A 17,256-nucleotide genomic window follows, 5' to 3' on the forward strand; every position below is an offset into this window, starting at 1 on the left:
AGAATGTGATTTTAATAAAATTATGAAGGAAATTCGCGGCTGAATTATAGTTTTTTTATCATGTTGCTCATTTTTTCTGGCCGTCCTAAGTGAAAACCTTGACCGTAAGTTATGCCATAAGATTTTAATATTGGTAACAGAGCTTCTTGATCCACAAATTCGGCAATTGTTTGCTTTCCGAAGCCTTTGGCTATGTCGGCTATGGCTCGGACAATCACACGGCTGTCAGGGCTAATCAGTAAGCTTCGAATGAATGAGCCATCAATTTTAATATAATCAACGGGTAACTGCCCAAGGTAATGGAAACTGCTGAAGCCAACACCGAAGTCGTCCAGAGCAGTGCGGCACCCAAGGTCACGCACGGCCTGCAATACGCCGCGTGCGGTAGAGAAATCGGTAACGGCCGCCGTTTCAGTGACTTCCAATATTAAGTGGTGGGGGTCAGCGCCACTCGTGGCTAATTCCTCAGCCAGGTAACGCTTTAGCCCTTCATCGTGGAGAGACTGACCAGAAAGGTTAACGGCCAGCGTAATGCCTCTATCCTGAAGTCGGCTCAGTGCTTTTAAACTGTGCCGTAAGACCCAGCGATCAATTAATACGATTTGACCGCTCTGTTCAGCAATAGGAATAAAGTGCGCGGGAGCAATTAGGCTGCCGTCTGCGTTTCGCATCCGCAGTAGCACCTCGTGGTGTTTAATGTCTTGATCGGCTAAGCGCATAATGGGTTGCACCATTAGCTCAAAACTATCTGTTTCTAGCGCATTGTGAATTTGCTCAACCCAATAAACCCGCTCTTGTAGCTCGTCTTTGGCATTCTCGGCTTCGGAAAGTAAGTGCCACTGCTGGAGCCCGCTCTCTTTAGCTTTGTACATAGCCACATCGGCGCTAGCCATTAGCTCGGCAGGCGTATTGCCATGGGTTGGGAATAGGGCTATGCCGATACTGGCTGTAACTCGATGCCGTCGCTCTCCAACAACAAAGCCGATACCTTCTAATAACTGAACGATATATTGCGCGACTCTAACCGCTTGTTCGGCATTGTCATCTTCCAGTAGAAGCGAAAATTCGTCACCCCCTAGGCGGGCGATGACACCGCGGCGCCCTAGGTTATGAAAAAGGGTGTCTGCCACTTCACGCAATAAATTGTCTCCTACGTGGTGCCCGCTCAGCTCGTTAACTTCTTTGAACTGGTCTAAGTCCAGTAGCAGTACTGCACCTTGTGCATTAGGCGCGCGTTCAATTGCGATTTGCAGCGCATTTTGGAAGTAGCGTCGGTTGTAAAGCTCCGTGAGCGGGTCGCGTTCGGCAAGCCACGTAAGCCGGGCTTCAGCAGCCTTGCGTTCGGTAATATCTAGGCCAACCGAAATGCGGGAGACCTTGACTTGGTTACCCGTTTGTAAAGGCGCGTGATACCAAGCAATGGTGTGTATGTGTTGGTCGGGGGTGCGAAGTGTTTGTTCTTCTTGTTGAGGAAGGGTAAATGTATTCAATGAGGTAGTAATGCCAGCATCAAATACATCCACAAAAAGACGTCCAAGCAGGGACGTTTGACTCATTCCTAGCATCAGTTGGGTATATTCATTAACTAGATTGATTCGTCCCGTACTGTCTTGAGCAATGATAAATACCTGAGCGGTATCGAGTAAGCCATTGACAAAGTCACGCTCCTTGGCCAACTCCTCAATACGCTCAGCTAATTGATTACCGCGTTCTTGAACCTCACCTTCAAGCATTGCGAGCTGGTGTGAAAGCTCCAGCGTGATGCTTTCAAGTACGTCTATTTCGTCTGGAATGCCGCGACGATGGTTGGGTATGGCGGCATGTATATCACTAAACTTCCCGTTGGCCAGGGCTGGCAGTAGTCCGGCGACTCTGCGCAATCGAGCCATAGGGCCAAGTAGTATGGCAAGGAGTAGTAACTCAGCGGCAATCCAGCCGAGCACCCCCACGAACAGCAGTGTGCGAGTATCTTTATTAATAGCTTCAATTTGACCGGTAATATCTGATATCAGCAGGAAATAGCCAATATTGCTACGCTCGTTGTCCTCTTCCATTCGTACTGCGCTAAGTTCCAAATGCCTGCCTGCATCTTGAAGGCTTAGTGGTGCTTCCATTAAACGTCGAACGGGCACGGCGTCTGCCGCATGCTGCAACGGTACTAGGCTTTGTTCTTCACTGGTTAGTGCTAAAAGGTGACCGTTCCATCCTTCCAACTTTCGTGAGGCTGTTATATGGCTGTCTTCAGCTAGCCCTGTAACCAATAACGCGACTTCGCTGCCAGAGACTTCTTTTGCTTGACGGGTAACATCAGCCAATGAGCGAGAAAGTACCACCATACCGACGCTTTCACCTTCTACCAATACTGGCACAGCAGCGAATTGTTGGCAGTTGGTTGAGCAGCGAAGCGTTGTTAGTGGCTGTTCAGTATTCATAACTCGCCGGACCCAACTGAGGATGGGTAGCTGCGATTCAGTATTGCCTAAGCCCCAACTGCCAAGCACTTGGCCATTCGTATTGATAATTAAAATTTCATCGATGCCTGCCTCAAGCTGAAGTGCTGGCCATTGCGAATCTAGTGCTTGTTCAACATCAATGTTATTTCCTTCTTGCAAAGGTGAACCTAAGCTTGCAGATGCGGCGGTCAAGCCCGCCAACTGACGTAAGTTGTCAGAGGAACGAGCTAACGCTAAACGAATTTCACGCTGCTGACGATCATGGTGTTGACTGCGGCTTTCTTGAAACTGGCGTGTTAGGTTCTCGTGCCCCAGCCAGGTAAACAGACTCACTAGCGCTAAGAGCAGAAGGCTGCTTAAAGCGATGACGCGCCAAGTGAGGCTAAGGCGCTGAGGAATCCGGAAAAATTCAGATGTGTTCATCGCAGTTTATCCTAGCCAGTAGCGAGTAAATCGTTAGAAACGAAGCGATACCTGAAACAGCCACATATTCCAACGTCTACTGGTTTCAACTGCGTCATCATTTCCTTGGTTAGGCCACCACCCTGTGCCATCGACATGATGATATTCACTTGCAATCATCACCTGAGGATGTGGAGTCCACTGCAGGCCAAACGTCAGGTCATCTGCAAACTGAGAATGTGCAGGTCCAAAGCCGTTTGCTTCAAATGTCTTACCTGAACGGTCATTTCGATTATTCACTAAACTATCGTAGCGTACCAACCACTGCCAGTTATTGTTAAAACGGCGGGTAAACTGAAGATACCAGCTTTCTCCTCGTGTGCTTGAATTGGCAACACTGTCGAATTCGGAAAGCTTAAGATGCCTAGTAGCGTATTCTGCGGTAAGTGTCCATAGCTCTTGATTATATTGTAATGAAAATATCAAGGGCTGGAATTGAAAAGATCCATCACCAGGACGATGACCATCTGAACTATATTCCGCATTAGCTTTTGCAGCGCTAATGGCTGTAATAATGCGCCCACCATCATGCTCGTAGCGGATTTGGCCAATTGCTGAACTGCCAGGCTTTAAAGAACCAGGAAAGCTATCAAGGCCTAATGTTCGTTCTACATCATTTTCAATACGCGCCCTACCAAATCCAACTTGAGAGCGGATAGTACCGTTTACAAGCTTTTCGTCGTGATATAGCGTAACCCCATCTCCTGATAGGCCCAACGAGCGAGTTCGATCAAAGTAAATGGATTGAGGTAATAATATGCTAGGGCGAGTAAAGGCAACATCGCGTGTTTGATTGTAAAACCCAAAAGGATTTTTAATCCGCCCTAGTTGAATGCCAAAGGTGCGCTGCTGGTCTGAGATCATTTGATAATCAATCAAACCGTAATCAAGCTCTGGATGTGCATCGCTACCACTGCCTCCTGCTCGGCGACTAAGCAATTGCGCAGCGATTAATATATCTTGATGAGGACGCATCGAGGCATTGAGGCCAGCTTCTGTGTACTTAAAACTACCTGCTCCTTGGCTACTGGGGCCAAAAAAGTCGTTATCATCTGTAATAATCAGCGCCTGACTTAGAAAACCATGCACCTGTAAGGTATCCACGATGCTTTCTTCGCTTTGCGCGTGAGTAGAAAATAAAAATATGAAAAAACCTAAGAGTGCAGCAACCACTCTATATTCACTCAATCGAAATGACTTGGACACTATCATCCAGATACTCCCTTTCAATATATCCTATAGCTCCAGGAGTGCTGGCGATCCTATCGCGCATCTCCACTTGATTACTAACGCGATCAGGTGCTTGACCGGTACCGGAAAAGACCATTCGATCCCAAGCGAGCTGTAATTGGTGAGGGTAAACAGACAAATGCTCTTTGGTGAAGCGAGCATGCACTGCATTATTACTGTCTAGTACAAAGACTCTTGCTGCTTGTCCGTTTGGCCAAGTACGCTGGCGCATGGCGAAAATGGCCCGTACCGTATCACGGTTTAGCAAGTTGATGGTTACATCTGGGTTTGCGACCAAAAAAATAGGTGACTCTCGGGCGATGACCGGAGAGGTGGACAGTGAAAAGTACGCTATAAACACAGCAACTGAGATAGCCCTAACTGTTCGTGATAACGAACAGCCTGTTAAAACTAACGATGTCATCGGTGGATGCTGTTCCAATGTCTATTGAATGCAAAACTAAGGCAGCATTTAGAAATGAACTGCAACTGATGCATGTATGGTTTGATGACAATTTCCCCCTGAAAACCCTTGAATATTTGTTTTTCCTATTGACAATCGTTAATAATAGGTGTTTGTAAGAAAAATAATGCCATTTCGGCACAAATTATTCGTAAACACTACAACAAATTCATTAGATTTACAGGCTGTTATGTCAACGTATTAGAAAGTGATGAGTTAATACGCTCGTTTCATACGGCCTCACTGATTGGTTGCTTGGAAAGACTCCGATGTCTGATACTCGGTCAACGGTGGTTTATATTTTAATAGGGCGTGATCGAAAGAGGGCAGAACAGGTAAGCTTAGAGTCTGAATGACTTAGCATCGTGAAATAAAAAACGCCCAGCTAGGCTGGGCGTCATCGCTATTCGGTCAATGTTTACTCAACGAGCTCAAGCAAACGATCAGGGTAGTTGGTGAAAAGACCGTTTACGCCCATTTCCATCAGACGCTCCATCTCATCGGTTTCATTGATAGTATAAACATGTACCGGCAGGCCGTTTGCGTTTGCCTGTTGGATGAAGTCAGCATCAATGACTTCCTCACCTTCGTAGATGAAGTTGGTGCCCAGACCTACCGAGTAATCTGCTACCGCTTGAAAGTCTTCATCGGTGATTTCCTCCGGCCCTGGTGTTACGCCAGTCCACTCAACTAAACGCCCGTCTTCCTTTTCGCTGGGGTAATACCAAACCAGTTGAATGAGCGGCACCTTGTCGTTTAATTCGTGGACTTTCAACAGACTCTCTTGCTCGAAGGACTGCACTAGCACACGGCCACTCTCGATCATATTGTGCTCTTCCAGCATCGCTACCAAGGCCTCTTCCAAGCCAGGATTCAACTGGGGAGACTTGGTTTCAATGTAGTAGCGGGCATCGTGGCCAAAACGCTCAAATAGCTCATCCAGCGTTAGCATCTGCGTGCCTTCAAAGGCGGCGTCGGCGCTTTCGGGATTCTCTTCGTTAAACCAAGTGCCGGTATCTAGCGCTTTGAGTTCTTCCAGCGTGTAATCATTTATTGCGCCTTCCCCATCGCTGGTGCGATCAATGGCATCATCATGAAACACCACTAATTCGCCATCGGAGGTGATTTGTACGTCCAGCTCCAAATAATCCACATCCCACTCATGGGCGAGTTCATAGGCGCCCAAGGTACTTTCTGGCGCATGGCCGCTGGCGCCACGATGAGCAATTACCTGAAATGACTCCAGATCTTTTAGCTGCTGCTCTAAGGGAGAGGTTTCTGCCAATGCGGAAGAAGTAGCAGCACCAGCGAAAAGGCCTAGCGACACAGCGACAATCAAAGGATGACGTTGCATGGGAGCTCCTTAATTGAATATTTGTTCAATAAGCCTACAGGCCCTGCAGCGTTAAAGCCAAATGGCAGGAATACATTAGCGTTGCAGCGTGGCACGAATAGAGTAGACCTTGCTGATCAATGCTTGTGCCTCTCTTCTGGAGTTCAAACGCGCAAATTGAATATGTCTATAGCGTGGATTTACCATATCGGAAAAGTAGCGTTTACGGTTTTGCCGCCACGTTTTTAGTGACCAGAGTAGAATTGAGTCACGGCTTAAGAACGTTTTTCGGAAACTCTCGCGATTGCCGGTACCGGGCCAGAGTTCTTCTTGGCGGATAATACGTTTAAATGCACGCTTTATGGCTTGGCAGAATACCAGCAAGAAGGGGTAATCAATCCACACCACCATGTCAACATCTCGCCACTTAATATGCCGAGTGCGATCAAAATTACCATCCAGTACCCAACCTTCAGGTGAAGCTGCTAAAGCCTCTTCCAGCTTGGCAAAAAAGATATCGTCAGGTGTTCCTTTCCAGTCAGCACGCCAAAACAACTGATCAAGCTGAAAGCAGGGAGCGCTCAACGCTTCTGCCAACTGCCTTGCAAGGGTGCTTTTGCCACTGCCACTCGTGCCGACCACGTTGATTTTCATGCTGAATTCTCTTTGGTTGGCGCGGCATTTTAATGAGTGCTCGTAGGGTGAGCAAGAGAGTTATATGGAAAGCTGTATAAAATAAATTTAACTTAAAAAGCGGTATTAACATACATTATCAACGTTATAGAGCTGCTAATCTTAAGAGCACGAGTTTAAGCGTGTAATGCTACTTTCAATTGGATTTCAACAATGCATACAAAACCAGGACGATTGCCCTCTGTTATCAGTTTTATAATCGTGCTGCTGGTGGGCGTGTTGCTCGGCAGTGTGGTTCAAACTCAAATTAATCTCGCTGCGCTTCAGGGCATGGGCGTTGAAATACCCACTTCGCTGCGTCTGAAAACCACGCTTCAAGATCTCATCACTTTTGCACCCATCTATGCAGCGCTGTTTTCAGTTGGCTTTGCGCTAGCTCAATTAGCAGCGATATGGCTCTCGCGTTGGCTGGGTGGAAGGTTTCATTCACTATTGAGTGCGGGGTCGGCAGTGGTAGCGCTGTTGGTGACATTGAAAACTGTCGATTTCTTTGCTCCCATGCCAACGTTGATCGCGGCCACGCGCAGTATTTTCGGGCTAGTGGCAATGCTGGTCACCGCCGCACTGGCGGGCTGGTTATTCGCGGTTCTTCTAAGATGTTTACGTCGCTCCCCTCCAATTAATAGCTACGCTAGCGTGGCAATAGTGCTCGGCACAACGAGCTTCTTGGCTGTGCCACCTGTTCAAGCTCAGCAGAGTCACTTCTACCAGGTTGATACAATAGCAGAAGATTTAGAGCACCCTTGGTCGCTCGCTTTTCTGCCCGATGGACGCATGTTAGTGACCGAACGCCCTGGTCGACTGCGCTTACTCAATGCCGAGGGTAATACACTCGTGGCGTCTATTAGTGGCGTTCCAGACGTGTACGCTTCAGGACAATCAGGCTTATTTGATGTGCTTTTATCACCGCAATTCGAAGACGATCAGCGGGTTTATCTTAGCTACGCCTGCGGCAGTGCAGATGCTAATCACACCTGCCTTGCCACCGGCGAGCTGGTAGAAAGCAGCCTGGAAAACGTCGAAGAGATTTTCAGAGTGCAGCCTGCCAAACAGGGCGGTGCCCACTTCGGTGCCCGCTTGGCCTGGCTGCCAGATAACACGCTGATACTGACGCTGGGTGATGGTTTTGATTACCGGGAAGAGGCCCAAAACCTTCACAATCATATCGGCAGTATCGTTCGTCTTAATCGCGATGGCAGCGCGCCGGAAGACAACCCATTTGTAGGTCGGGACGATGCCCGACCGGAAATCTACAGCTATGGTCACCGCAATGTGCAGGGACTGGTATTTGATACTGAAAATCAGCGCCTGATTGCTCACGAGCACGGCCCCCGTGGTGGCGATGAAATTAACATTATCGAAGCGGGCGCCAATTACGGTTGGCCCATTGCGACGGGCGGTTTGGATTACACCGGTGCCCGAGTCACGCCGTTCAAAGAGTATCCTGGTACCGTGACACCTGTACTGGAATGGACACCTTCCATCGCTCCTTCGGGTATGGCGATCTATACCGGTGAGCTTTTCTCTGAATGGCAGGGAGATCTGTTAGTCGGCGCCCTGGTCGATCAACAAGTTCGCCGAATCAGTTTATCTGCTGACGGTTCAAGCGCGGAAGATGTAGAGAGCCTTTTCGGCGAACTGGAAGAGCGTATTAGAGATGTGCGCGTCGGCCCAGAAGGGGCAGTGTATCTACTTACCGATAGCCCTGAAGGCAGAGTGCTGCGAGTAACACCGCAGTAAGCAAACAATGAAAGGCGCCTAAGAATGGCAGTTCATACAGAGCACCACCGATCACACCGAACAGGCTGGCTACGCGCTGCGGTGCTGGGCGCCAATGATGGTATTGTGTCGACCAGCAGCCTGATATTAGGCGTTGCAGCCGCCAGTACCTCACAGAGCGATATCATGCTGGCTGGCGTTGCTGGTCTAGTGGCTGGCGCTATGTCGATGGCTGCCGGTGAGTATGTTTCGGTTAGCTCGCAATCTGACACTGAACATGCCGATCTCAATATCGAACGCAAAGCACTGGCTGATCATTACGAGCTAGAGCAGGATGAACTCGCCGCTATATATGTCACCCGCGGCTTAGATCCTGGATTGGCAAGCCAGGTCGCTGAGCAATTAATGACCAGCGATGCCCTAGGCGCACATGCTCGGGATGAAATTGGTATCACCGATACTGGTCAGGCTCGACCACTCCAGGCCGCCCTCTCATCAGCAGCGACTTTCACCACGGGGGCGCTGCTGCCGTTATTGGTCGCCTGGTGGGCACCATCATCATTATTAACGCCTCTGGTAGCACTGTTTTCACTGCTCTTCCTGGCTTTGTTGGGCGCTTTAGCAGCTCGCGTCGGTGGTGCACCTATCTGGAAAGCTGCAGCACGAGTGATGCTCTGGGGGGCGCTTGCGATGGCGTTAACCGCTGCCATTGGGCTTATGTTTGGAGTTGTGGCTTGAATGCGTGAGCGCTGAATGGAGCGTTCTTATTGAAGAACTGGATTCAAGAGGGGGGCTTGCAGATAGCATTACCGATATCCCGCTCGTGTATCTCTGGCAATTATTAATGTTGAAGTTCTTGCATCACACCTCAGCATTGCTGCGGCCAGAAGCCTCAATAATCTCATGGTGTATGCGTTGCTGTTGCTCAGCGGAGAGGTTTTCATACGAACAGACAAATAGTTTTTGCGCGTATCGCTCAAAAAGAGCAGCAAGGCTAGGTGGTGTTTTTTTAATCTGCTCTGCTCTCGCCAGCCCCTGCACACTTGTCAGTTTCCTATACTCCTCCATGACTTGGTTACGCATTGCATGGCAGTACTCTGCTGCCTCAAGATAACTGGTTCTGCCTGCCGAGAGGTCTGCTTTAGCAATAGAAGAAATACGCTGGATTTGCGATATATAACGTGCTCTCGGGTATGAGCATCGTTACTCACATCAATACCGGCACTGCGTTTTTCCTCAGTCATAGAGCTCCTCCTGGTAACGACTAGGCGCAAAGCGCTCACTGATTCATTATAGCGACCGGCCGCCTGCCTTGAAGGCGTTGGTAGAGTAGCATGGCTGGGAAGGTTTTAACGTAGGTAAGTAAAAGTGTGGAAGTATAAGTTAGCAATAGGTTGAATTACGCTTAGATACCTGCACTTATTAATAAGTAACTAATTCACAAGGAGCCGTTATGACAACGTTAGTGATTGGCGCGAACGGACAGATAGGCAAACAGTTTTGCGAACTGGCCCAAAAAGCGGGCACGCCTATCAAAGCGATGATTCGCAGTGAAGAGCAGGCAGCCTGGTTCAAAGAGCACGGCATCGATACCGTGGTGGCTGATTTAGAAGGCGAATTTGAGCACGCCTTTGACGGCTGCGACCAAGTGGTCTTTACGGCGGGTTCAGGGCCTCACACCGGGCCAGACAAAACGCTGATGATTGATCTTTTCGGTGCCATTCGTACCGCCGATATCGCCAAACAAAAGGGCCTTTCCCGCTACATCATGATCAGCGCCATGCGCGCGGAACAACCGCTTGAGGCGCCCGAGAAAATGCGCCCCTACATGGCCGCAAAATTTGCTGCCGATGCCCACCTTCGCAACAGCGGTATGCCCTACCTCATTCTCAAGCCTGGGCGTTTGACTGACGAATCCGCCAGTCAGCAGTTTGCCAGCTCACTAGAGGAAGCCGGCGACAACCAAATCTCCCGCGCCAACGTTGCCCACGCGTTACTTCACGCTGTGCAAAAGCCCGATGTGGTAAACCAAGAGTATCTGCTGCTGGATGGCAAACGTTCGATTGGCGAGATTATTCAGTAGCCAAGTCGCAGCCACTCCTCACGCATTGACCCCCTTCATGCCTTCCGGTGTATAGCGCTCGCCGATGACCGGAAGGCGTGCAATGGCCGCTTCGAGCTTTTGTTGCTCATCGGTGGTTAGTTTAATGGACGCTGCTGCGGCATTCTCTTCAAGGTAGCGCAACCGCTTGGTGCCCGGAATCGGTACGATGTTGTCGCCTTTGGAGAGCAGCCAGGCCAGCGAGAGCTGAGCAGGGGTGCAGCTTTTGAGCGCTGCGATGTCGCCAATCACCTCCGCGATTCGGCGGTTAGTATCCATGGCCTGTTCAGAGAAGCGAGGTAAGTTAGAACGAAAATCACCTTCGCCGAAATCAGCGTTCTCTTGAAATCTGCCCGTCAAAAAGCCTCGGCCGAGAGGAGAGTAGGGCACAAAGCCGATGCCGAGCTCCTTGCAGGTGGGCAGTATCGTTCGCTCCACATCCCGTGTCCAGAGTGAGTATTCGGTTTGAACCGCCGTCACCGGGTGAACGGCGTGCGCGCGGCGTAGGGTCTCGTCGCTAACCTCGCAGAGGCCAATATGGGCAATTTTTCCCTCTTTAACCAGTTGTACCAAGCCCTCCATAGTCTCTTCGATAGGGGTTTCCGGGTTAACGCGGTGAACGTAGTAGAGATCGATTTGTTCGATGCCCAGCCGCCTCAGCGAACCCTCGCAAGCTAGGCGGGCATAATGGCCGCTGCTATCCAGGCTTCGCTGGTACTCACCGGGGTTGCGCACAATACCAAACTTGGTGGCTATACGTACTTTGGTCTTCTGGCTGGAGAGAAAACAGCTAATTAATTCCTCGTTATGGTGCGGGCCATACATATCTGCCGTGTCGAAAAAGTCGATTCCTAGTTCTACCGCTCGGGCTAATACCCGCAACGATTCGCTATCGTCCCGGGGGCCGTAAAACTCGCTCATTCCCATGCAGCCTAAGCCGATGGCGGAAACAGTTAGGTTGCTGCCAAGCGTGCGTGTTTGCATGATGTTTCTCCTTGAAGCGTTCTTGAGTAGCGTAGTGACAGCGTGGCACTATCCAATAATGAAAAAAATAAACGAATTCGATAACCTGATTTCCGATATTGAAAAGCAGATGCCCCGCGGGTGGGTTTGGGATGACACGCGCACCTTTCTAGCAGTGGCCCGTCATGGCACCTTGAGCGGTGCGGCAGCGGAACTCCATCTGGGCATCGCGACGCTCTCTCGCCGTATTGAGCGGCTGGAAAACGCCTTGAATCTACCGCTGTTCGTGCGCCAACAGTCGGGTTATCAACTGACCGAGGAGGGGGCAGGGCTAATCGAAAAAGCCGAAGCCCTGGAAGCCGCTGCAGCGGCATTTGCCAGCGGAGTTTCCAGCGCTAGGCAGCTTAGCGGTAGGGTGCGTTTGGCTACCGCCGAGAACCTGGCCACGGCGCTGATTCTGCCCGCATTGCCACAGTTCAACGCGCAGTACCCCGGCATCAGGCTTGAGCTGGTGACCGATATCAACACCGTTAACCTGCACCGTCGCGACGCCGATTTGGCGCTTAGAATGGTCAAGCCAGTGCGGGGTAATGTCACCTTGCGTCGCCTGGGTACCCTGGGGTTCGGGCTTTACGCTAGCGTTGGCTATGAAGCGCAGCGAGAGGCTCATCATGACGCAGGCGATTACGATTCCGATGCCTTTATCACCTGGGGTGAAACGCAAACGAATTTGCCCGCGGCCCAGTGGGTTGAGCGTGTTCTGCAAGGGCGTGAGCCCGCGTTAACCACCACATCATTAGCGACTCAGCTCGCAGCAGCCAAAGCGGGGCTGGGGATAGCGGTATTGCCACATTTTCTGGCCAGGGAGGCCGGGCTTGTCTGTGTCGCTCAGGATATTGGCATGGATCAGCCCATCTATCTCGTTATTCAGACGGATCTCACCCAATCAGGCCGTACCCGGGCCGTGGCGGACTTTCTGACTGAACTGGTGGCCAGTAACCGTGAGCGCTTGAGTGGGTGAGTAGAGGTAAAAAGGCGGGATAAAGTAGTCTCGGCACGCTTGTTTAGCAGCATGGGGGTATTTGGCCGTCTTGCGGTTTGAGTAGAAAAGGAATAATTTATACTCATGAGCGACTTTGAGTATGATGATGTCAAAAGCGTAGCCAATCGGGCAAAGCATGGAATTGACTTTTTTGCTGCTCAGGCGCTTTGGAATGACCCTGATTTGCTGGAAGTCCAAGCTAAGTCTGATGATGTGCCGCGTTTTTTGATGATAGGGCTAATTGGCGATAAGCATTGGTCTGCCGTCATCACCTATCGAAATGAAAAAATCCGACTCATTTCGGTAAGGCGTTCGCGTAAAAGAGAGGTAGAGCTCTATGAAAGCTAACGACTTTGATCAAAAATTTGACCAGGATAGCGAAGATATCGTTGATGATCTTAAGTTATCCACTGCACACCGTGTTAACCAGGATCCTAGGCGTATCAATGTCGACTTCCCTGCTTGGGTGGTTGATTCCCTGGATCGTGAGGCAGCCCGTATCGGTGTTACACGGCAATCAATAATCAAGGTCTGGCTGGTTGAGCGGTTGAAAGCCGAAGCGATTCACAAGATTCCGGATAACAACCAGCCTCACTAATTTTTTCACATTTATCTCCCCAGCTCCCGCTTAAGCCACTCCGCCAGCGGCTCGCTGCGGCGGGGTTGAGCCAGAATGTTGGTTCGGACGGGTAGCCATAGGCAGAGCCTGGCGGGAGTTTCGATACTTCCCCAGGGCGCGACAAGCCGCCCGCTCTTCAGGTCATCTTCCACAAGTAGCCGGGGTGCGATCGCCACACCCAATCCCGCCACTGCAGCCTCCATCAAGTAATAAAGATGATCGAATCCTTGGCCCTCACATAGCGCCTGTTCCAGCTGTGCCGTTTCAAGACCCTGGGCACTGGCCCACTGTGGCCAGGCCTGGGGGCGGGAAGCGGTGTACAGCAGCTTGTTGGCAAAAAGTGTTTGTGGCTTGATGGCGTCGATGTGGGCCATCAGTTGGGGGCTTACTACCGCGCAGATCTGTTCCGGCAGTAGCTCGAATACCTCTACCTCTGCTGGCCAAGGGGGCTCGGCAAACGCCAATGTCGCACTGGCATCACTCTGATTGCCGGGCTGCTCGGTTTCGCTCACCACCACTTTCAATTTTAACTCAGGCAAATCACGGTGCAGTCGATCCAGCCTGGGGATTAACCACCGGGCCAGCAGGCTGCCAGGGCAGGCGAGGGTAAAGGGCGCTTCCTCTACATCACGCTTGAGCGATGCGCAACTATCGCGAAGTTTGATAAACGCCTCGCTTAAGCCACTTTGCAACTGCTCTCCATGTGGCGTAAGCACCAGTCCGCGCCCAGCTTTAGCGAAAAGTGGAATGCCAAAGTGATTATCCAGGCTTTTAAGTTGTCGGCTCACGGCTCCGTGGGTCACGCTAAGCTCTTCCGCAGCGGCGGTGACGCTACCCAACCGAGCGGTAGCTTCAAAGGCGCGCAAGGCGCTAAGCGGTGGCATGCTGTTCTGCATTAATACGTGACTCCAGCTCACATGTTGATGACATCTTATCGATTTTTCTCTCGGCCTGCTTGCGCTAATGTCACTACATTGTTTGATAACGCATTCAGAGGTCGTGATGAATCAACCTGTAGACTTATCCAAGAGCCTGCCCAATGCCAACGGCTTGTTTGGCAGCTTCGGTGGCCGCTTTGTCGCCGAAACTTTGATGCCGCTGATTTTAGAGCTGCAAGACGAATACGCCACCGCCAAAAATGATCCCGAATTTCAGCGCCAGCTCGCCTACTTTCACGGCGACTACGTGGGGCGGCCGAGCCCGCTTTACTTTGCCGAACGGCTGACCGAGCACTTCGGCGGGGCGAGTATTTATCTCAAACGCGAAGAGCTCAACCACACCGGCGCGCATAAGATTAATAACTGCATCGGTCAGGTGCTGTTGGCCAAGCAGATGGGCAAAAAGCGCATCATCGCGGAAACCGGTGCGGGCATGCACGGCGTTGCTACCGCTACCGTTGCGGCGCGCTTTGGTTTGCCTTGTGTCATCTATATGGGCGCAACCGACATTGAGCGTCAGCAGCCCAACGTATTCCGCATGAAGCTGCTGGGCGCGGAAGTGATCCCCGTTACTTCAGGTACAGGCACGCTTAAAGACGCCATGAACGAAGCGCTGCGCGACTGGGTGACTAACGTTGATGATACCTTCTACATCATAGGCACCGTGGCTGGGCCGCATCCTTACCCTGCCATGGTGCGAGACTTCCAAGCAGTCATTGGCCACGAAACTCGCTCACAAATGCTCGAAAAGAAGGGCCGCTTACCGGATTCGCTAGTGGCCTGTATAGGTGGCGGCTCCAACGCCATGGGGCTATTTCACCCGTTCCTTGATGACCTTGATGTGAAGATGATCGGCGTTGAGGCGGGCGGCAAGGGCGTGAAAAGCGGCCTGCACGCGGCCAGCCTAAACGGCGGTACGCCAGGTGTACTACACGGCAATCGCACCTACCTGCTGCAAAATGAAGATGGTCAAATTATTGACGCCCATTCCATTTCTGCAGGGCTAGATTACCCCGGCATTGGGCCTGAGCACGCATGGCTTCATGAGCAGGGGCGGGTTGAGTACGTTTCCGCCACCGATGACGAAGCACTGGAAGCTTTCCAGGTCTGCTGCCGTCAGGAAGGCATCATTCCTGCCCTGGAAACCGCTCACGCCCTAGCCGAAGTCGCCAAGCGCGCGCCCACGCTACCCCGCGAGCACTTAATGGTGGTCAACTTAAGTGGCCGAGGCGATAAAGACATGATGAGTGTGGCCCATCATCTTGGCGATAAATTCGGAGTGAAAAACGTATGAGTACGATTCAGCACAACGTTATGAACGATGGTGTTAAAAAAACTTCTCGTCTTGAAAGCTGCTTTGCCGAACTCAAGCAACAAAACCGCCCGGCGCTGGTCAGCTACCTAACCGCTGGCGATCCGGACGCGGAGACCTCCCGCCGCCTGTTGCACGGGTTGCCAAAAGCGGGGGTGGATGTCATCGAGCTCGGTATGCCGTTCAGCGACCCGATGGCTGATGGTCCCGCGATTCAAAAAGCCGCGCTGCGTGCCCTGGAAAATGGCCAAACCCAAGCCAAAACGCTGGAAATGGTGCGTCACTTCCGCGAAGAAAACAGTACTACGCCGATTGTACTGATGGGCTACTACAACCCCATATTCTGCTATGGCGTTGAGCGTTTTCTAACCGACGCCGCGCACGCTGGCGTTGATGGCCTGATCGTGGTGGATCTACCCCCAGAGCATGACGAAGAGCTCTGCACACCAGCGGCCCAGCACGGTATCGATTTTATCCGCCTAGCGACACCGACTACCGACGCCAAGCGACTGCCCAAAGTGCTGGCGAATGCCTCTGGGTTTATTTATTACGTCTCCGTGGCGGGCGTCACCGGCGGCAGCGCTCCTACGCCTGAAAGGTTGGAAAGCGCCGTTAACCAACTGCGGGAACATACTGAACTGCCCATCGCCGTCGGTTTTGGTATTCGTACCGCTGCACAAGCCGCCACCATCGGCCGTTATAGCGACGCGGTCGTCGTTGGCTCTGCGCTCGTCGATTGTATCGAAAATGCCAATACGCCTGATGAAGCTGTTGAGCATGTGCATGGCCTGGTGAGTGAGCTGGCTGAAAGCGTAAGGGCGTGTAGGGAGGTGAGTGAAGACCACCAGTTTTAACCCGGATGATGATAATCTCCCAGAGTCGCTGATGGGCGATGCTCGCACAGCGAGGCGCCGCCATCGGTTTCAGCCCAGCAATCCGCTGTCACCCTTCAAGACTCAATAAAACTGAGAGAAACAATGGGAAAGCTCTTTTCACTAATCGTAATAGTAGCGCTTGGCTACGCGGGCATTTACTTCTATTACGGCGTTGTCGTTGAGCGGGAAATCCAAGAACAGTTGGATGATCGTGGACTCTCCGCTGTTAGCATCGATAACGTTGAATATGATGTGCTGGCGCCGGTTAGCACCTCTGCGGACATCGCCGTCACTGTCACTTATCGCGGCTCCCAAGCAACGCTGGATTTGGCAGTGCAGGGCCACCCTTTGTTTTCCGATGAAGTAACGGTCGAATTTGATGGCCTACAAGCACTACGTTTGGGCATTAGCTTTGGGCAGTGAGCGGTACCCACACATGCTCGATACCAATCGATAACGCTACGGCAAGTAACAACCCCGCCATCAACCAATTAAAGCCCTGAACGATTCTGGGGCTTTTAATGCGGTTGCCTATCAAACTGCCGATCACGATATAGCTTCCGGGTGCGCCAGCGGCTAACATCGCCAGCCCGAACGCCCACACCACCATGCTAAACCATTGAATGCCAGCAGCAGGAAATTGCAGTGTGGTAATGGGCAAGGTCGCCACCATGGCTTTGGGATTAAGCAGTTGCATTACCAACCCATTTCGGAAATTTAATAGCCGAGGGGTGTTATCGTGTTTGTTAACATCAGTGTTTAAATTAGTGCTTAAATCCGTGCTTGAACGGGCGATTTTGCTCGCCAGATAAATAATATAGCCACAGCCCAAAGCGCTTACCACGACCAGTGTTTCATCGTTGATCCATGCAGCGCCCGCCCAGCCTAAAAGCAACAAATACGCCAGCATCGCGGTGCCCACACCCAGGCAAAAACCAACCGACTTTTTGGCTTGGCCATTAATGCCAACGTTCAAACCAAGCAAATTCACAGGCCCAGGCGAATACATCGCGCCCAGGGCATAGGCGACAATTCCTAGCATGGTGAAGCCTC

General features: G+C 51.3%; 17 protein-coding genes. 9 read left to right on the forward strand and 8 right to left on the reverse strand.

Features of this window, described 5'->3' with window-relative positions; all coding sequences use genetic code 11:
- Positions 1-44 precede the first annotated feature (44 nt).
- From MLE19_RS07445 to MLE19_RS07460, 4 genes are all read right to left on the reverse strand, one after another.
- On the reverse strand, positions 45-2,876 hold the full coding sequence (locus tag MLE19_RS07445) for a bifunctional diguanylate cyclase/phosphodiesterase (RefSeq protein ID WP_240717540.1): 2,832 nt from the start codon (positions 2,874-2,876) through the stop codon (positions 45-47).
- Positions 2,877-2,909: 33 nt separating this feature from the next.
- Complete coding sequence (locus MLE19_RS07450; protein WP_240717542.1) at positions 2,910-4,127, reverse strand: hypothetical protein; 1,218 nt, start codon at positions 4,125-4,127, stop codon at positions 2,910-2,912.
- An 899-nt stretch (positions 4,128-5,026) separates the two neighbouring features.
- Positions 5,027-5,962, reverse strand: coding sequence for a glycerophosphodiester phosphodiesterase family protein (locus MLE19_RS07455; RefSeq protein ID WP_240717544.1), 936 nt, complete (start codon positions 5,960-5,962; stop codon positions 5,027-5,029).
- Positions 5,963-6,037: 75 nt separating this feature from the next.
- Positions 6,038-6,595 carry an adenylate kinase gene (locus MLE19_RS07460; RefSeq protein ID WP_240717546.1) on the reverse strand — a complete coding sequence of 186 codons (558 nt, stop codon included), beginning with the start codon at positions 6,593-6,595 and terminating at the stop codon, positions 6,038-6,040.
- 192 nt (positions 6,596-6,787) lie between these two features.
- Here MLE19_RS07460 and MLE19_RS07465 point away from each other — a divergent pair, with 192 nt between their 5' ends.
- Together MLE19_RS07465 and MLE19_RS07470 are read left to right on the forward strand one after the other, a co-directional pair.
- On the forward strand, positions 6,788-8,374 hold the full coding sequence (locus MLE19_RS07465) for a PQQ-dependent sugar dehydrogenase (RefSeq protein ID WP_240717548.1): 1,587 nt from the start codon (positions 6,788-6,790) through the stop codon (positions 8,372-8,374).
- 24 nt (positions 8,375-8,398) lie between these two features.
- Positions 8,399-9,091 carry a VIT1/CCC1 transporter family protein gene (locus tag MLE19_RS07470; RefSeq protein ID WP_240717550.1) on the forward strand — a complete coding sequence of 231 codons (693 nt, stop codon included), beginning with the start codon at positions 8,399-8,401 and terminating at the stop codon, positions 9,089-9,091.
- Positions 9,092-9,214: 123 nt separating this feature from the next.
- Here MLE19_RS07470 and MLE19_RS07475 read toward each other — a convergent pair whose 3' ends face one another.
- Positions 9,215-9,394 (reverse strand): hypothetical protein, encoded by a 180-nt coding sequence (locus tag MLE19_RS07475; RefSeq protein ID WP_240717552.1) that lies wholly within the window; start codon positions 9,392-9,394, stop codon positions 9,215-9,217.
- Between the two features lie 412 nt (positions 9,395-9,806).
- Here MLE19_RS07475 and MLE19_RS07480 point away from each other — a divergent pair, with 412 nt between their 5' ends.
- On the forward strand, positions 9,807-10,436 hold the full coding sequence (locus tag MLE19_RS07480; RefSeq protein WP_240717554.1) for an SDR family oxidoreductase: 630 nt from the start codon (positions 9,807-9,809) through the stop codon (positions 10,434-10,436).
- 18 nt (positions 10,437-10,454) lie between these two features.
- On the opposite strand, the gene MLE19_RS07485 is transcribed toward MLE19_RS07480, so the two are convergent.
- Positions 10,455-11,438 (reverse strand): aldo/keto reductase, encoded by a 984-nt coding sequence (locus MLE19_RS07485; protein WP_240717555.1) that lies wholly within the window; start codon positions 11,436-11,438, stop codon positions 10,455-10,457.
- A gap of 58 nt (positions 11,439-11,496) precedes the next feature.
- Between MLE19_RS07485 and MLE19_RS07490 the strand changes: the two genes are divergently transcribed.
- The 3 genes from MLE19_RS07490 to brnA all read left to right on the forward strand — a co-directional run bounded on the left by MLE19_RS07490 (position 11,497) and on the right by brnA (position 13,057).
- Positions 11,497-12,438, forward strand: a complete 942-nt coding sequence (locus MLE19_RS07490) for a LysR family transcriptional regulator (protein ID WP_240717601.1) — start codon at positions 11,497-11,499, stop codon at positions 12,436-12,438.
- A 105-nt stretch (positions 12,439-12,543) separates the two neighbouring features.
- Positions 12,544-12,807: a BrnT family toxin gene (locus tag MLE19_RS07495; protein WP_240717556.1), complete on the forward strand. Its 264-nt coding sequence runs from the start codon at positions 12,544-12,546 to the stop codon at positions 12,805-12,807.
- On the forward strand, positions 12,797-13,057 hold the full coding sequence (gene brnA / locus MLE19_RS07500) for a type II toxin-antitoxin system BrnA family antitoxin (RefSeq protein ID WP_240717557.1): 261 nt from the start codon (positions 12,797-12,799) through the stop codon (positions 13,055-13,057). The genes MLE19_RS07495 and brnA overlap by 11 nt, the downstream gene beginning before the upstream one ends.
- A gap of 11 nt (positions 13,058-13,068) precedes the next feature.
- Here brnA and MLE19_RS07505 read toward each other — a convergent pair whose 3' ends face one another.
- Complete coding sequence (locus MLE19_RS07505; RefSeq protein WP_240717558.1) at positions 13,069-13,974, reverse strand: LysR family transcriptional regulator; 906 nt, start codon at positions 13,972-13,974, stop codon at positions 13,069-13,071.
- A 106-nt stretch (positions 13,975-14,080) separates the two neighbouring features.
- On the opposite strand from MLE19_RS07505, the gene trpB reads away from it, so the two are divergent.
- From trpB to MLE19_RS07520, 3 genes are all read left to right on the forward strand, one after another.
- On the forward strand, positions 14,081-15,310 hold the full coding sequence (trpB, locus tag MLE19_RS07510; protein ID WP_240717560.1) for a tryptophan synthase subunit beta: 1,230 nt from the start codon (positions 14,081-14,083) through the stop codon (positions 15,308-15,310).
- On the forward strand, positions 15,307-16,182 hold the full coding sequence (trpA, locus tag MLE19_RS07515; RefSeq protein ID WP_240717561.1) for a tryptophan synthase subunit alpha: 876 nt from the start codon (positions 15,307-15,309) through the stop codon (positions 16,180-16,182). The genes trpB and trpA overlap by 4 nt, the downstream gene beginning before the upstream one ends.
- Positions 16,183-16,305: 123 nt before the next feature.
- Complete coding sequence (locus MLE19_RS07520) at positions 16,306-16,626, forward strand: hypothetical protein (RefSeq protein ID WP_240717563.1); 321 nt, start codon at positions 16,306-16,308, stop codon at positions 16,624-16,626.
- On the opposite strand, the gene MLE19_RS07525 is transcribed toward MLE19_RS07520, so the two are convergent.
- On the reverse strand, positions 16,610-17,245 hold the full coding sequence (locus tag MLE19_RS07525; RefSeq protein ID WP_240717564.1) for a LysE family translocator: 636 nt from the start codon (positions 17,243-17,245) through the stop codon (positions 16,610-16,612). The genes MLE19_RS07520 and MLE19_RS07525 overlap by 17 nt on opposite strands.
- Positions 17,246-17,256 lie beyond the last annotated feature (11 nt).

The organism is Vreelandella neptunia (assembly GCF_022489065.1).
In the GTDB taxonomy this organism is placed as follows: Bacteria; Pseudomonadota; Gammaproteobacteria; order Pseudomonadales; family Halomonadaceae; genus Vreelandella; species Vreelandella neptunia_A.

Bases quoted from the DNA above. Each gene is read 5' to 3' on its own strand.
- trpB (WP_240717560.1), top strand. From the start codon at position 14,081: ATGAATCAACCTGTAGACTTATCCAAGAGCCTGCCCAATGCCAACGGC.
- MLE19_RS07485 (WP_240717555.1), bottom strand. From the start codon at position 11,438: ATGCAAACACGCACGCTTGGCAGCAACCTAACTGTTTCCGCCATCGGC.
- MLE19_RS07505 (WP_240717558.1), bottom strand. From the start codon at position 13,974: ATGCAGAACAGCATGCCACCGCTTAGCGCCTTGCGCGCCTTTGAAGCT.
- MLE19_RS07465 (WP_240717548.1), top strand. From the start codon at position 6,788: ATGCATACAAAACCAGGACGATTGCCCTCTGTTATCAGTTTTATAATC.
- brnA (WP_240717557.1), top strand. From the start codon at position 12,797: ATGAAAGCTAACGACTTTGATCAAAAATTTGACCAGGATAGCGAAGAT.
- MLE19_RS07495 (WP_240717556.1), top strand. From the start codon at position 12,544: ATGAGCGACTTTGAGTATGATGATGTCAAAAGCGTAGCCAATCGGGCA.
- MLE19_RS07445 (WP_240717540.1), bottom strand. From the start codon at position 2,876: ATGAACACATCTGAATTTTTCCGGATTCCTCAGCGCCTTAGCCTCACT.
- MLE19_RS07455 (WP_240717544.1), bottom strand. From the start codon at position 5,962: ATGCAACGTCATCCTTTGATTGTCGCTGTGTCGCTAGGCCTTTTCGCT.
- MLE19_RS07520 (WP_240717563.1), top strand. From the start codon at position 16,306: ATGGGAAAGCTCTTTTCACTAATCGTAATAGTAGCGCTTGGCTACGCG.
- MLE19_RS07525 (WP_240717564.1), bottom strand. From the start codon at position 17,245: ATGCTAGGAATTGTCGCCTATGCCCTGGGCGCGATGTATTCGCCTGGG.
- MLE19_RS07490 (WP_240717601.1), top strand. From the start codon at position 11,497: ATGAAAAAAATAAACGAATTCGATAACCTGATTTCCGATATTGAAAAG.
- MLE19_RS07460 (WP_240717546.1), bottom strand. From the start codon at position 6,595: ATGAAAATCAACGTGGTCGGCACGAGTGGCAGTGGCAAAAGCACCCTT.
- trpA (WP_240717561.1), top strand. From the start codon at position 15,307: ATGAGTACGATTCAGCACAACGTTATGAACGATGGTGTTAAAAAAACT.
- MLE19_RS07480 (WP_240717554.1), top strand. From the start codon at position 9,807: ATGACAACGTTAGTGATTGGCGCGAACGGACAGATAGGCAAACAGTTT.
- MLE19_RS07450 (WP_240717542.1), bottom strand. From the start codon at position 4,127: ATGATAGTGTCCAAGTCATTTCGATTGAGTGAATATAGAGTGGTTGCT.
- MLE19_RS07470 (WP_240717550.1), top strand. From the start codon at position 8,399: ATGGCAGTTCATACAGAGCACCACCGATCACACCGAACAGGCTGGCTA.